Origin of the sequence: Pseudooceanicola profundi, from assembly GCF_050897955.1 — a bacterium.
GTDB lineage: Bacteria > Pseudomonadota > Alphaproteobacteria > Rhodobacterales > Rhodobacteraceae > Pseudooceanicola.
On sequence record NZ_JBPAXZ010000008.1, the window covers coordinates 1 to 14869 of the forward strand.

12 protein-coding genes and 2 pseudogenes are annotated in these 14869 nt (G+C 62.8%); 4 read left to right on the forward strand and 10 right to left on the reverse strand.

Annotated features, from left to right (window positions below):
- Positions 1-356 (reverse strand): transposase (locus ACRARG_RS20895; protein ID WP_432691963.1); only part of this gene is annotated, 356 nt, incomplete at its 3' end.
- Positions 357-821: 465 nt separating this feature from the next.
- Between ACRARG_RS20895 and ACRARG_RS20900 the strand changes: the two genes are divergently transcribed.
- Positions 822-2882 carry a recombinase family protein gene (locus ACRARG_RS20900; protein WP_432691964.1) on the forward strand — a complete coding sequence of 687 codons (2061 nt, stop codon included), beginning with the start codon at positions 822-824 and terminating at the stop codon, positions 2880-2882.
- Between the two features lie 26 nt (positions 2883-2908).
- On the opposite strand, the pseudogene ACRARG_RS20905 reads toward ACRARG_RS20900, so the two are convergent.
- The 4 genes and pseudogenes from ACRARG_RS20905 to ACRARG_RS20920 all read right to left on the reverse strand — a co-directional run.
- Positions 2909-3868: pseudogene (locus tag ACRARG_RS20905) on the reverse strand (IS481 family transposase); the annotation flags it as partial.
- Between the two features lie 39 nt (positions 3869-3907).
- Positions 3908-5179: an ISKra4 family transposase gene (locus ACRARG_RS20910; protein WP_432691965.1), complete on the reverse strand. Its 1272-nt coding sequence runs from the start codon at positions 5177-5179 to the stop codon at positions 3908-3910.
- A gap of 123 nt (positions 5180-5302) precedes the next feature.
- Positions 5303-5374 (reverse strand): annotated as a pseudogene (locus ACRARG_RS20915) (IS6 family transposase); the annotation flags it as partial.
- Positions 5375-5476: 102 nt separating this feature from the next.
- Positions 5477-6691 carry a threonine synthase gene (locus ACRARG_RS20920; protein ID WP_432691966.1) on the reverse strand — a complete coding sequence of 405 codons (1215 nt, stop codon included), beginning with the start codon at positions 6689-6691 and terminating at the stop codon, positions 5477-5479.
- An 89-nt stretch (positions 6692-6780) separates the two neighbouring features.
- On the opposite strand from ACRARG_RS20920, the gene ACRARG_RS20925 reads away from it, so the two are divergent.
- Positions 6781-7440, forward strand: coding sequence for a GntR family transcriptional regulator (locus ACRARG_RS20925; RefSeq protein WP_432691967.1), 660 nt, complete (start codon positions 6781-6783; stop codon positions 7438-7440).
- On the opposite strand, the gene ACRARG_RS20930 is transcribed toward ACRARG_RS20925, so the two are convergent.
- The 5 genes from ACRARG_RS20930 to ACRARG_RS20950 all read right to left on the reverse strand — a co-directional run bounded on the left by ACRARG_RS20930 (position 7430) and on the right by ACRARG_RS20950 (position 12913).
- Positions 7430-8953 carry an amidohydrolase family protein gene (locus ACRARG_RS20930; protein ID WP_432691968.1) on the reverse strand — a complete coding sequence of 508 codons (1524 nt, stop codon included), beginning with the start codon at positions 8951-8953 and terminating at the stop codon, positions 7430-7432. The genes ACRARG_RS20925 and ACRARG_RS20930 overlap by 11 nt on opposite strands.
- Positions 8950-10311 carry a dihydroorotase gene (locus ACRARG_RS20935; protein WP_432691969.1) on the reverse strand — a complete coding sequence of 454 codons (1362 nt, stop codon included), beginning with the start codon at positions 10309-10311 and terminating at the stop codon, positions 8950-8952. The genes ACRARG_RS20930 and ACRARG_RS20935 overlap by 4 nt, the downstream gene beginning before the upstream one ends.
- Entirely contained in the window at positions 10304-11083 is a 780-nt protein-coding gene (locus tag ACRARG_RS20940; RefSeq protein ID WP_432691970.1) for an ABC transporter permease, read from the reverse strand. Before ACRARG_RS20940 ends, ACRARG_RS20935 begins: the two co-directional genes overlap by 8 nt.
- Before the next feature lie 5 nt (positions 11084-11088).
- The gene (locus ACRARG_RS20945; protein WP_432691971.1) at positions 11089-11856 is read right to left on the reverse strand and encodes an ABC transporter ATP-binding protein; all 768 of its coding nucleotides are present in this window, start codon (positions 11854-11856) and stop codon (positions 11089-11091) included.
- A gap of 64 nt (positions 11857-11920) precedes the next feature.
- Positions 11921-12913 (reverse strand): ABC transporter substrate-binding protein, encoded by a 993-nt coding sequence (locus ACRARG_RS20950; protein ID WP_432691972.1) that lies wholly within the window; start codon positions 12911-12913, stop codon positions 11921-11923.
- A gap of 166 nt (positions 12914-13079) precedes the next feature.
- On the opposite strand from ACRARG_RS20950, the gene ACRARG_RS20955 reads away from it, so the two are divergent.
- Together ACRARG_RS20955 and ACRARG_RS20960 are read left to right on the forward strand one after the other, a co-directional pair.
- Entirely contained in the window at positions 13080-13871 is a 792-nt protein-coding gene (locus tag ACRARG_RS20955) for an aspartate dehydrogenase (protein WP_432691973.1), read from the forward strand.
- Between the two features lie 126 nt (positions 13872-13997).
- Positions 13998-14852 carry a TauD/TfdA dioxygenase family protein gene (locus ACRARG_RS20960; protein WP_432691974.1) on the forward strand — a complete coding sequence of 285 codons (855 nt, stop codon included), beginning with the start codon at positions 13998-14000 and terminating at the stop codon, positions 14850-14852.
- The last annotated feature ends 17 nt before the right edge of the window (positions 14853-14869 follow it).

A 14869-nucleotide genomic window follows, 5' to 3' on the forward strand; every position in this document is an offset into this window, starting at 1 on the left:
GCCACGTTTTTTAACGGGGTCCAGCCCACCAATAAGCCATCGGCAACTGCCCTTCGGGCGCAGCATAGCACAGGCAGTTTATACCGCGCACAGGCGGGCTGCGGCCCGGAACGGTTTTTTAAGATCTCCCTCTCCTCCTTGAGAATGCGGTTCTCGCGTCGAAGCCGCTCATTCTCACGGGCAAGGTCCAGATCCCTGTCCGAGACCACCTCGGTGTCGCGATGCGCTGTCACCCATTTGTTCAATGTGGATAGGCCCACACCCAAATCCGACGCAACCTGCTTGCGTGCCAGCCCGCTCGTCAGCGCAATCCGCACCGCATCAGCGCGAAATTCGTCCGTCCGTTTCAGTCCCATAGTTCGTCTCCTTTGCTGCAGTAAATGCTATCAAAGGAGCGGCATCAAACCGCGACACGTCCACACCGGCCTCCGATCGGACCGCCTTCTGGAAGTTCCCATTTGGATGTTTGATCGGACAGCATGTGCTTCGTGCCGCCGTTCTGGTTTTGCGCATGTGGGCCTGAAGGCTCTAAGTGCTCTCGCGGGGCTGGTTTCCGGTGCCGCTTGTATTCCGCTCAATAAATCCGGCTCCCGATCACGCGATGGCGCAGCATCCGACTCTGAACAGGAGATTCGGAGGTTGGCCCATGCCGCGCAAAATGACGACGACGCAACTCGAGTTGTTCCCGGACATACAGTCCGCACCCGTGACACAGACACCGCCTTGGCAAAGCCTTCCCGGCAACACGCAGCAAACGCTGACACGGCTGATGGCACGCCTGATAGCAGACCACGTCGGCGCAGCGTGCCGGGAGAACGATCATGAAGCATGAGAAGATTGGCCCGCAGCATTTGGAACGTAAAGCGATCCTCTACGTCCGCCAGTCGTCGGCCCACCAGGTCCTGCACAACAGGGAAAGCAGCATCCTGCAATATGCCATGCGTGAGCGGCTTTCGGATTTGGGCTGGAGCCGGATCGAGACCGTGGATGACGACCTCGGCAGGTCTGCCGCCGGGGGTGTCGCTCGGGAAGGCTTTGACCGGATGATAGCCGATGTTTGTCTCGGCAAGGTCGGAGCCGTCGCCGCGCGAGAAGTCTCCCGCTTTGCACGCAACAGCCGGGACTGGCAGCATCTCATCGAGATGTGCCGTGTCGTCGATACAGTGCTGATTGATCAGGAAACGGTATATGCGCCGCGCGATGGCAATGACCGGCTGCTTTTGGGCCTGAAGGGCAGCCTGAACGAATACGAGCTCGACCTGCTCAGCCAGCGCTCCCTCGCTGCCCGCCACGAGAAGGCACGGCGAGGTGAACTTGTCGTCGCCGCGCCTGTCGGCTTCGTAAAAGCCGGGGACAGGCTTGAGAAAGACCCGGACCTCCGCGTGCAGGAAGCCATCTCCCTGGTTTTTGACAAGGTCGCTGAGCTAGGGAGCGCGCGGCAGGCCCTCTTGTGGTTCCTCGAACATGACCTCGAGCTGCCCAGTTTACGCAAACAGGGTGAGGTGGTCTGGCGCCGACCGACCTACGCCACCATCCATCGCATGATCGTCAATCCGGCCTATGGTGGGGCTTATGCCTATGGCAAAACCCAGGCATCGCCAGGGTTCGGGACATCGGCCGTTCGCAGAAAAGACCGCGAGGAGTGGCTTGCATTGAAGCCTGGCGCGCATGAAGGCTATGTGAGTTGGCAACGGGCGGAGGCGATCCGTAAAATGGTCAGCGACAACGTTCCTCGGAGCCGGCACCATGGTGCAGCCAAACACGGCTCAGCCCTTCTTGCCGGGCTGCTGCGCTGTCGGCGCTGCGGTCGCAAGCTGACGGTTCGGTACACCGGCAAGAAACACGCCATCCCACGTTACTCGTGCTGGCGCGGCCTCTTGGACAACGGCGAAGCGCGCTGCATCTCCTTTGGCGGATTGCGGGTCGATGATGCCATAGAACACGCGCTCCTACAGGTGGTCAGTCCGGGCGCAATCGCCGCCGCAGAGGCAGCCGCCCGGCAAGCAGTGAGCCAGCGGGACCAGGTCCGCGACGCGCTTTGCCGTGACTTGGAGGCGGCTCAATACACCGCTGATCGGGCCTGCCGGCAGTATGATGCGTCCGACCCCGAGAACCGCCTGGTGACCGCCGAACTGGAAACCCGTTGGAACCGGGCGCTTCAGCGGGTTCAGGAGATAGAGACCAAGATCGCGCACCACGACACGGCCAACCCAAACAGAACAGCATTGTCCGCGGAAGATCTGGCCACCTTGGGGGCCAATCTCGAACGCGTCTGGTTCGCGCCGGAAACCGATGCCAGGCTCAAGAAGCGCATCGTCCGCACGGTGATCCTGGAAGTGGTGGCAGATCTTGATGACGATGCCTCGGAGATCGTTTTGCTGGTGCATTGGGCCGGTGGTGCCCATACGGAAATACGCCTGCCAAAGCGCCGCCGCGGACAGCGCAACGCAACGCCGCCGGATATTATCGAGGCTGTCCGCCAGCTTGCTCGGATCGCCAGCGACGATGTCATCGCAGGCGTTCTGAACCGGAACGGCCTTGCTACCGGAAACGGCAACCGCTGGACCAAGGAGCGGATTACAGCGCTCCGGTCCTACCGGAAAATTCCGGTTTTCAAGCCAGATCCCGGCGATCTCGATCCCTGGCTCAACCTATCCAGCGCAGCCAAGCTGCTCGGGGTGGCTCCAAAAACGTTGCGCTTGGCAGCTGAAACAGGTGAAATCGAGGCGGACCATCCGCTTGCCGACGGGCCATGGGTCTTCGAGCGCGCGGAACGGTCAATGACAGCGGCACAACAACTCAGGAAACGGGCGCAAAAAAACCCAAAACACCCCGCGGTACCGCACCCGGATCAGCAAAACCTATTCTCTTCAACAACATAGAAAGATGGGCGCAATGAAACAGGCTTGTAGTGGTTCAGCCAGGCGTCGAGATCGGCCTGCAGCGCCTCGACGGTCTCGTAGAAAGTCTCGCGCATCTTCACCCGGAAGAACTCGTCCAGGACCGTGCCGTTGAAGCGCTCGACGAAGCCGTTGGTCTTCGGCGTCTTCACCTTCGTTCGGCGGTGTTCGATGCCGTTGAGGTCGAGGTAGAGCTCGTAGGGGTGCCGGTCGGTCCCGCAGAATTCCCGGCCGTTGTCGGTAAGTATGGCACCCACCGGCAGGTCGAGGTTGCGGTAGAAGGGCAGCGCGTCGTTGTGCAACACCGCGACCGCCGCCTCGGGCTGCTTGGAGACGTGCAGGAAGCCGAAGGCATAACTGCCGAAAGTGTCGACGACCGCGTGCAGATAGACCTTTCCGACGCCCTTGAGGCTGCCCACGAAGAATGTGTCGGCCGACAGAAGTTCACCCGGAGCGCCTGATTCCACGTGCCTTTCCCGGTAGCAGGGGTTCAGCTTCTCCAGGAAAGCGGCCTGCTCGGGCGTGATCTCAATCACCTTCTCGGCGTTCTGCGCCTCCAGCGCCAGCCAGCGGTCGATCTTCGTGCCGAGCCCGAGGTCGTGGAGGATCTTCTGGATGGTTATCGACGAGACCCGGATGCCTTCGAGCGCCAGCATGGCCTCGTGCCGATTGCAGCCGTAGGCGGGATGCGCGAGGGCTAGGTCCTTGATCTTGTCGACCACCTCCGGAGGCGTCGCCTGCGGATGGCTCTTGTGGATCGGCGGCAGGTCCTTCAGCCCGTCGAAGCCCTGGGTCTGAAATCGGCGCTTCCATTCATAGAAGCTGGTCCGGTCCATGCCCCGCTGCCGGCACGCCTCGGCGACGTTGCCGAGCTCCCTGGCCAGTTCCAGAACGCTCAGACGCTGCTGCGCCACCTTGCTGATGGCATCACGTGGCGCCGCCTTCTTCGCTGTCGGTGATCGTCCCATGAGGTTTTCCTCCTTCCCGAAAATAGCACGGAAAGAAGGTTAAGTGGACACGTTATGGGCTCCGCGTGGTGACCATCTCATGCGCCTTCGCTGACCCATCCGCGCGTTTCCGATATCATCGACGCACCCTTCGGCTCCGGAGGTCGAGATCGGCAAACCGCTGCGATATCGCTTGCCATAGTTGACCAACGAACCCATGTTGTTAGTTAGATAGCTGTAGAGATCATGGCATCGTGCCAGCGCCCTCTGTGCTTGATCTCGAACCGCGAGGTTGTATTTTGCAACTCTTGCGCAATCGACAATCAGCCATTGGAGGTGAGTGCCGGCTACCTGAATGTTGCCGTGCCAAAGGTTCCATCTCAGTGTCTCGGCCGGGGTCATGAAAATCGCCGTTGTTCCTGGGAAGTCTTTCCTTTGCACGAGGCCCTTGATGGCGTTCTCCACATGCTGAACACGCATCGAGATGTGCCACCAGTCAAGGATGTGCTTCACTTTTCCATTGGTTGCCCCACGAAGAAGGTTTGGGAGCGCAGTTTCCCCATCCGAAATCACGGTGACGGGTCGCCGGTCGTCCCAACCGAGGGCGTACAAATCGCGACGAACCTGCGCAGCAGGCGAGGTCGCAGCTTGTGGCGAAAGGCCAAATCGACGACACATGTCGCGGGTTTCGATTTTGCCAACGACAACATCAAGGTGACGCTTTTGGTATTCCGGCCTGCACCGAATGTGAGCTCCGTCGATGAACACCGTTAAGGGATGTGAAATGAGGGTTTCGCACACCGGCGGCTCCGCGTCGGTGATGTCTTTCGCAACTTTACCGAGACGGTTCCGCACGGTGTTGTTGTGTTGCTTTGCACATGGTAAAAAGGTCTCCAATATCCGGGCAGCCTCCCGAAACGAATGGCGGGCGCCTAGCTCGGCCTGAAGTGTCTTTAGCTCCGGCGTCGCTCGGTCACGAAGGACCCGTGCCAATGGCGAGAGCGTGTCGCCTTGTCCCAAGCGACACCAACATTTGCGACGTCGAGGGATCCTCAACCGAAACCGTCCAAAGAGCGTGTCCAGAACCCGGGTCCGGTAGTCGTGAACGGGTCTGCTGCGACCATAGCAGAGACAGGTCCGGTTTGCGGCGGAAATTTCTTCAATCTGGTGTTGTAGAATTGACCCCTGGAGTTGAGCCAGAACTGCCTTCCCCTGTTCGAGCTTGAGCCCCAACTGGCTATGACACTGGTCAGTCAGACTGAGGCAGAGAAGCTCTTCCCTCCGCTTCTCTCCTGTTTCAGCAGTGGTTTCCGCGACAATCCGAACGTCCATGTCAGCCTCCAGTGATCGAAAAACTTCTGTAATTTACCCGAACACCCCCAGCTTTTGCCCACTCCCAAAAGTCTCTATAACAGCCGCATTCTCACATTTAGTGCTAAGTGACAGATATGCTCACACCGCATAGGCGATGATTTCACGAGGAAAACGGAAGCCCTTCAGTCTCGGCAATGAGATCGGTATGGTCATGGTGCCGCGCTATCTGAAAAGGATAACGCGATCAACTTGGCAATGCCCGTCCACGATACACGGGGTTATTCAGGTTCCATTTCATTGAGGTGAGGAATTCAATTAACCGGACATTGCGAGCTCACTGATCTCTTCAACCGTTCCTTGGGCGGGCATCGCCTCGGGGGTGTTGAGACCGGAGCCCGAGACCAGGCAGACGATGCGCTCGCTGCCGGAGATCCGGCCGTCGCGCAATAGCTTCATGGCGCCTGCAAGCGAGATCGCTCCGGCGGGCTCAGCGAAGAGGCCGCCATGAAGCGCAAGGCTGCTCATCGCGCAACGCACCTCGTCGTCAGACACCTTTATCGCCATGCCGCCGCTCTCGCGCACCGCGGCGAGGGCAAGGCCCGCGCTGAGTGGTTTCTCGTGCATCAGGGTGGAGGAAAAGGAGGGCTTCCGCTCGAACGGCCGGATCCGGTCTTCGCCGGCCTCGAAGGCCCGAGCGATCGGGGCGCATGCGTCGAATTGAACGCCGACAATGCGCGGCACCCTATCTATCAGGCCGATGGCATGAAGCTCGCACAGCGCCTTCCAGGGCGAAAAGACCGCTGCCCCGTTGCCAAGCGGCAGGACGATCACGTCAGGCACGTCCCAGTCGGTCTGAGCGGCGATCTCCAGCCCGATGCTCTTTTCGCCCTCGACATTGAACGGGTTGACGAAGGCCTCGGTATTGAACCAGCCGCGCCCAGGCGACATGTCGCGTATCGCCGTCTCGGCGCCGTCCATGTGGCCTGGCAGCTTCAATATGCGGGGACCATAAGCGCGGATCTTCGCCAGCTTCGCCTCGGGAACCTCCGCGAAGACGCCGACCACCGCCTGGAGACCGGCCCGCGCGGCATGCGCGGCGACCGCCGAGGCGCCGTTGCCGCTGGACGATATCGCCACGGTGCGTTCTCCGCGTTCCAGCGCAGCTGCCATGGTGACCGTATGGGGCCGGTCCTTCAGTGACCCGCTCGGCAGCAGCAGATCGAGCTTGAGCGAGAGCTGTGCCAACCCGGTCGCGGCGCGCAGCCGCTCGGGCGCGACCAGCGGCGTCTCGCGCTCGCCCAGCCAGACGCGGTCCAGCGTTCCGGCATTCTCCAACGGCAGCAACTCGGGAAACCTGCGCATGATCCGCGCACTGCGACCTGCCAACTCCGTGTGCGTCAGCTTGCCGCGCAGCCCGTCCAGGTCGTATCGCGCCAGCCGGATACCTCCGCACAATGTGCAAAGGCCGACAGCGGTATCGCGATCGGTCTGGTTGCCGCAGCTGCTGCATTCGAAGCCCAGCCAAGTCATAGTATTCTCCTATGGTCGTCATTCATCTGGTATTCCAATTGGTATTCCGATACTTTAGGATGCCGAGAGCGTATATGAGGAAAGCCCCGATGGACCCCACGAACGAACCTGCCGCCAGCGAAGGCCAGGGCCGCGCGGATTTCGCCTATGAAACGATCCTCGCCTGGATCGTAAACGGGGCCCTGAAGCCCGGAACCGTCATCCAGGAGCGCAGTCTTTCCGACCGGCTCTCGGTCTCGCGCACGCCCCTGCGCGAGGCACTTAAACGACTGGAAAGCGAGGGCGTCCTGACACGGACCGGCAATCGATATCTCCAGGTCAAGGTGATCACGGCCAAGGACTATTCCGACAATTTTCAGCTCAGAAAGCTGCTCGAGGCTCATGCAATCGACCTCGCGACCGGCCATCTCGACCCGGACATGCTCGACGACCTCGCCCGGCGCACGCGCGCCCAGCTGGATAGCAGCGCAGAGGATGCCGAGGACGAGCTGCGCCTCGACACCGAGCTGCACGAAGCGATCGCCGGCGCAACCGGCAACGCGCTGCTGCTCAGCTTCATCCAGACCCTGCGCCGCCAGCAGCACCTCTACGATTCCCGCCGCATGCGCGCGCGCGCGCAGGAAAGTGCGGACGAGCATCTGCGCCTGCTGGCCGCACTGAAGGCGGAGGATGCCGAGGCGGCGAAAGCCGTGATGGCCGAGCATCTGAGCAACACCCATTCCTTCTTCTTCCGCAATCTCATGCAATGACCGCGTCGTGGCGGCCGCCACAGCTCTGGCAGGTGCCATAGCGGTCCACGGGATAGGATTCGGCTGACAGAGCCGGGCAGAACCGGTTCACCACGCCCGCCATCTTCTCGCAGAACCGCCGGACCTCGGCGTTGGCCGCGGACAGCCTGTCCACGGCCGCCTCTGCCTCTTCGGCAAGTTTCGATATGTCGATCCGGGTCAGTCTCCGGTCCCGCACGATGAATTCGCCATCGACCATCACAGAATGGACCGAGGTTCCATCTTCGGCATGCACGATCTGGTTCACCGGGTTATTCAAGGGGATCATGTTGATGTTGCGGGTGTCGAGGAACACGACATCGGCGTGATATCCAGGAGCCAGTTTTCCGAGGCGGGCGTTCAGCCCCATGGCCTTGGCACTGCCCTCGGTCGCGGCCGTCAGAACTTCGGCAGCGGTGATCCAGTCGTCGGTATGCGGTCCGCGGACCTTGGACGCCAGGGACGCGATATGCATCGCCTCGTACATGTTCTGATTGTCAGAACAGATCGACCCGTCCGTCCCGATGGCCAGATTGACACCCCGGTCGGCCATTGCCCGGATATCGGCAAGGCCAGCGCCGCAATGCATGTTGCTGGCAGCGTTGTTGACGATGGATGCCCCCGCGCGGGCGAGGCGATCCATGTCGTCATCGTCCAGCCAGATGGCGTGCGCCCCGGAGAACCTGTCACTCAGCAATCCGAGGTCGTCCAGATGATGCGTCAGGCTCTTGCCGTAGGTTTTCAGGCCCGAAACCGCCTGCACCTTGGTTTCGGCGAGGTGTGTCTGGCAGCCGACCCCGTAATCGGCGGCAAGGCGGGCGCAGGCCACCATGAAATCATCCGAGCAATGCAGCGGGATGGTCGGCGCCAGGGCGAACTGGACACGATCCTGCGGGAAGGGCCAGCAGGCAAATGCGCTTGCCATCGCCTGCATCGTATCCGCCGCCGGCGCGAGAGCCGCAATGTCGAGGCCGCGCCGCATCTCGTCGGGGATCGCCTCCAGCAGCCCCGGAATGGCTTCGTAGAAGGTCCGGTCGGCGACCATCGGCGCGAGTGTCAGGCGGATACCCACATCGGCATAAGCCTCGGCCACCGCGGCCATCCCTTCTTCGGAAGGCACCGGGAATTCATAGAAGAGGTCATAAGCCGCAGTGCATCCCTTAAGGGCCATTTCCGCCGCGTTGATCGTCGCGGAGAGCCTCTTTTCCGCCAGCGTCCGGCCGCCATAGGCCCAGGGCCCTGCAACCAGGATCAGCTCCAGCGTCCAGCGATCGCCAAGCCCGCGGGCCAGCGCCCCCTGGCTATGGGTATGGCCGTTCATCAGGCCGGGATGCAGCAGCATTCCGGTGGCGTCGATCCTCTGCGGCGTTTCCGAAGTAAAGCTGCCGGGCCGGTCGATAGCGGCGATGGCGCCGTCCCGGATCATGATATCCTGGTGGATCGCCCGACCATCCGGGCCGATGATCCGCCCGCCCCGAAGTATACTGTCGCTCATACCGCCCCTCCGGTCAGAAAAATGCCGCGTCCTGTGTCCCTGGCGATGTCTCGTGCCTGCCCGTTCTCGGCGACGGTCTCGCCGCGTCTGATCACCTGTCGGATCGCGCCCCGCAGCCGCGTGCCCTCCCAGGGCGACATCGGATTCAGCGAGTGATGGGTTGCCGCGTTGACCAGGGTTTCAGCGGCCGGATCGACGATCAGCAGATCGGCATCCGCGCCCGGAACAAGCCGCCCCTTGCGGTGTCCGATGTTCCAGATGCGTGCCGGCATGTCTGAGAGCAACGCGACGATACGTTCGATTTCAACCTCGCCCCGCACGGCGCGGTCGATCAGCACCGGCCCCATCGTCTCGATCCCCGGCATGCCCCCAATGCAGTCCCAAACGGAGTCGTGCAACTTTTCGCCCGGGTGATGCGGCGCATGGTCGGATCCGACCGTGTCGATCCGGCCGTCGCGCGCCGCGCTCCACAAAGCCGCGCCGTCCTCGGCCCCCCGGATCGGCGGGTTCACGATTCCTGCCCCACGCGAGTCAACCACGAACGCCTCGGTCAGGAACAGGTATTGCGGGCAGGTCTCGACCGTGACATCCGCCCCGCGCGCTCGGGCGGCGGTGAGGACCGGAAGGCTGGCCGCCGCGCTGAGATGCACGATATGGATCGGCGCGTTCGCCTCTTCCGCCATAAGCACCAGACGCGACACCGCCTCGACCTCGCAGATGTCGGGGCGCGAGGCGCGGTGTGCCGACAGGTCGCTGCGGCCTTCGGCCCTGAGACGCGCGGCCTCTGCGGCGATGATTGCGCTGTTTTCGGCATGAAAGGCGCAGCGCAACCCCTGCCCGGCCATCCGGCGCAATGCCTGCAGGATGACCCCGTCATCGGGCGCGACCAGATCTCCGAATGTGTTGCCGAGGAAGCATTTGAACCCGATGGCGCCCGCTGCGGCCAGCGCTTCGATCTGCGTCACGCTATCCGGGGACAGCAAGGCATAGAGCCCGAAATCGACCAGCGAATTGGCTTCGCCATGCGCGCGCTTGGCGGCCAGTGCCGCGACGGTCGCGGTCGGCGGGTCGGTGTTCGGCATTTCCAGCACGGTCGTCACGCCGCCGGCAGCGGCCGCCCGGCTGCCATGCGCCCAGGTCTCCTTGTTGCCGTAGCCGGGTTCGCGAAAATGGGCATGGGCATCGACAATGCCCGGCAGGATCAGCGCGCCGCCGGCGTCGATGGTTTCCTGGGCGGCGGGCATGTCTTCGCCGATCGCCGCGATCCTGCCGTCGCGGATCGCGACATCGGCGGTCACGCTGCCCCAGGCGTTCACGATCCGGCCGCCGCGGATTTTCAGATAAAAGGGTTCAGCCATAGATGCCTCCCGCCTTCGGAGCCCATGGCACGACCCGCCGTTCGATGATGGCGACGATCTGGAACAGCACGATCCCCATGATTGCGAGCAGGATCATCGCGCCGAAGGCAACGGGCGTCTTGAAGAAGGCGGTCGAGGATACGATGAGATAGCCGAGCCCCTGGTTTGCAGCAACGAATTCGCCCACCACCGCACCGACCACGCTGAGGGTGATCGCCACCTTCAGCCCGCCAAAAACATGTGGCAGAGCATAGGGCAGACGCAGCCGGGTGAATTCCTGCCATTTCGAGGCGCGCAGCGATCGCGACAGCTCGATCAGTTCGGCCGGGACGCTGAGCAGGCCCGTGGCGCAGGAGATTACCAGCGGGAAGAAGGCGACGAGAAAGGTGACGATGATCCGAGGCGCCTCGGTCGGGCCCAGCATCACGACGAGGATCGGGGCAAGGGCGACCTTGGGGATCGCCTGTGACAGGATCAGCATCGGGTAGATCGCGTTCGACAGGGCCTGCGACGAGGTAAGCGCGAGGGCCAGCGGCAGGCTGATCACCACGGACAGGGCGAAGCCGGCGAGCACGGTCTTCAGGGTCGCCAGCGTATGCAGCGCGAGGACCACGCCGAGGCGCGAGGTATCGGCGACAACCTCGCTTGGGGCCGGCAGGAGGAAGGAGGGCAGTTGCGCCACCCTCACGAGCACCTCCCAGGCGACCAGCAGGACGGCGAAGGCGAAAAGCGGTGCGGCCATCTGGCCGGTTGCGCGGAGGATTGCAGTCATCGGTTTCACTCCGCGGCCAGGGGTTTCTGAAAGATTCGGTCTCGGATGCGGCCCGCGGCGATCTGGAACTCAGGATGGCTTTCCAGGTTCGCCCCGCGCGGACGGGGGATGTCAATCGGGTGGATTTCAGAGATCGAGCCGGGGCGCGGCGACATCACCACGACCCGATCCGAGAGCGACACCGCCTCGGAAATCGAATGGGTCACGAAGATTACGGTACGCGGGCTCTGCGTCCAGATGCGCAGCAATTCCATTCCCATCTCCTCTCGGGTCAGCGCGTCGAGCGCGCCGAAGGGTTCGTCCATGATCAGCACTTCCGCCTTCTGGATCAGGGCCCGGCAGATCGCCGCGCGCTGCTGCATCCCGCCCGAAAGCTCGTCGGGTCGCTGGTGCTCGAAACCCGCGAGGCCGACCATGGCGAGCAGCTCCATCGCCCGGCGCCGGTCATCGGCGGTGACGCGAGAATGCAGTGAAATCGGGAAGAGGACGTTGTCGAGAACGCTCGCCCAGGGCAGCAGCGTGGCCTTCTGGAAGACGATGGCCACCTTCTCGGTCGGGCGGGTCACTGCCTGCCCGTCGATAGTCAGCGTGCCTTCGGTCGTCGGGATCAGCCCCGCGATCATCCGGATCAGCGTCGATTTCCCGCAGCCCGAAGGCCCGACGACCGACACGAATTCGTTCCGCCCGATGGTCAGGCTGATGTTCTGGCAGGCCCGGATCCGGCGCCCGTCCGAGGCGGTGAAACTTTTCGATACGTCGCGGATGTCGATCATGTGTCCCGTCCTTCGATGGACCAGCCCCGCAGGGGGCCGGTCGTATGGTTGTCCTGCGATCCGATCAAGGAACGAGCGAGGTGTCCACGAAAACCGCCGGGTCGATGGCGGGGTCGAGCTCTTGCGACTGCGCGACGAATGCCCAGGTACTGGCCAGCTGCTCCGGGGCGAACTGGCCCAGCCCCGCCGCTTCGCTGCTCTCGTTCAGCATGAAGCCTAGTACAGTTTCGAGGTTCGCCAGCGCATCCTCGTAATCTACCTCCGGGTATTTGGCGACGTGGATCCTCGCCGCTTCCTCGGGATTGTCCTTCGCCCAGAGCAGCGATTTCTGAATGCCGGCCAGCCAGCCCTTCACCAGCTCGGGCTTTTCTTCCAGAAACGTTTCGTTCGCGAGAAAGGATGAGGAATAGATCGACAACCCGTAGTCAGCAAAGGGCAGGATATCGATGGTCTTGCCCATCTGGGCGGCCTGTTTCGACATCGTGAAATGGTGAGTGGTGTAGAACGGCGCCGCATCGATACGGCCATTGATTAGCATCGGGCCCATGGCGCCTCCATCCATGGTGACGAAAGTGATCGAGCTCAGGTCCAGCCCGTTCGCCTCGGCAATCGACGGCAGATAGGTCATTGACGAATTGCCAGGCGTGGTGCCCACCACCTTGCCCGCGAGATCGCCGATAGTCTCGATCCCCGAGCCGTTAATGACGAAAAAGGCGTTCGGCGCGACAGTATAACCCGCCATCACCGCCTTGACCGGCGCGTCGGTGCGGACGGCCGCGGTCATCATCGCGCCTAGATCGGCATCGCCGATCACAGACGCACCTGAAGCGATCTTGGCGACCGTGTCGCCCGAGCCGAAGCCGCGTGTCATCGTCAGCTCGATCCCCTGTTCGAGGAAGAACCCCTTTTCGATCCCGGCGGTATAGGCGGCATATTCGCCGGTCGGCAGCCAGGCCATCTGCCAGGTCAGCTTTTCCTGTGCGGCTGCCGCCAGCGGGGCAAGCGCCGCGATGGAGCCCGCCGTGGCCAGCAGGCGGAATGTCGTCAGAAGTCTCATGTCAGTTCCCTCTCTGTTATGCGCTATTGGTCTGTCCTTCGTGACATGTGGATGCTAGTACTTTTGGAACCCCAATTGGTATACCAGTCGGAATACGCAAAGAGGAAACGGTTTTGTGGCGACTTTTGCATAAAAATTATGCGGACTTTGTAGAATTGAGCAAGAAATGATCGAGGTTGGGATCATCGGTTACGGAGCCTTGGCGTCGGACGTGGTGGAAAGGCTCACCGATCTGCAACCGCGAATCGCTTTGACGGCGGTCGCGCTGCGTGAGGGCTCGGCCTCGAGCGGCATGGTGCCGCCCGGTGTCGCTCGCATCACCCGCCCAGAGGACTGGGCCGCGGCCGCGCCGGACCTGGTGCTGGAATGCGCGGGTGCCTCGGCGCTTGCCGACTGGGGCGCGGCCAGCCTGTCGCGGCCGCGCCGCCTGCTTGTCTCGTCGGTGGGAGCGTTGATGGAAGACGACCTGAGGCTGACCCTGGACGCGGCGGCGCGCCGATCCGGCGCGCGCCTCATCCCGACCGACGGTGCGGTGCCTGGCATCGGAGCGGCGGTTGCCGCCGCCGCCGGACCGGGGGGGCGCGTGCGACACCTGATGGTGAAACCGCCCGCCGCCTGGGCAGGCAGCCCGGCCGCGGCGCTGCTCGATCTCGGCTCGGTCGCAGAGCGGACGGTCTTTTTCAGGGGCACCGCGCGGGAGGCGGCCCTGAAGTTTCCGCGCAATGCCAATGTAACCGCGGCGCTGGCGCTGAAGGGGCTGGGCCCGGATCAGACCGAGGTTGCGCTCGCCGCCGATCCCTCGGCCATTGTCAACGGCCATTGCATCGAGATCTCCGGCGCTTTCGGCCACATCGCGCTCGACTATCGCAGCCGCGCGCTGGCAGCCAATCCGCGGACTTCGGAACTGACGGCGATCACCCTAGTGCACGAGTTGAAGGAGCTGGCGGCGATGTATTGACCCGTCCAAAGCGGCAATTACCGCTGCGTATGGCGGCCATCACCAGAATCAGAGTTCCGCGCAATCTCCCTCTCCCTACCCTCTCCGAAGCACACTCACAGTGCCGCCGTAATCTGAGGGGACGTGATGAAGATACATGCAATTGATGGCACGCTCGGGGCTGAGGTCAGTGACTTCGACCTCTCCACCGTTCCGCAGCCTGGCGATATCGCAGCCCTGCGGGCGGCCCTCGAGCAGCACCACCTCCTTGTCTTCACGGCTCAGGCGCTGACCCCTGCCGAGCACATCGCATTCAGCCGTCATTTCGGCCGTCTCTACGTCAGTACCCGCAGCCAATCCGCCGACTGGCCAGAACTGGTGATCTTCGGCAATGCAGCGCCCGAGGCGGCGGCCTTCGCACCGCCTCAGGGTGGCGACGCCGATCTCGAATGGCATGCAGACCACTCCTATTTCAGGCAGATCGCCAAACACGGCCTGCTCTATGGGCGAGAGGTTCCGCCGGAAGGCGGCGATACCTTGTTCTGCAACACGACCGCCGCCTATGCGGACCTGCCGGAAGCCACCAAGCTGCGGTTGGCGGGGCTGCGCGCGATCCATTCCCAGGCGCAGCTGATGGAGTTCCACCGGACGACCGATCCGACAATGCCGCCAATTCCCCCCGCTCAACTTGCCGAGATGCCGGAGGCCGCCCACCATATCGCGCATGTGCATTCCGACACAGGGCGCACCTCGCTGCTACTCGGTTCGAAGAACATCCGTCACATCGACGGAATGACGCGCGCCGACAGCCAGGCGCTGCTGGAAGAGCTCGAATCCTTCGCCACGTCTGACCGCTATCTCTACCGCCACCGCTGGAGGCAGGGACAGCTTCTGATGTGGGACAACCAAGCCGTGGCCCACGCGGCTACATTCTACGACCGAAGCCGCCATGCGCGGCTCATGCAGCGCACGACGATCCTGATCGAGGACTCGGCGGCCTGACACTTCCAGCAAAGGAT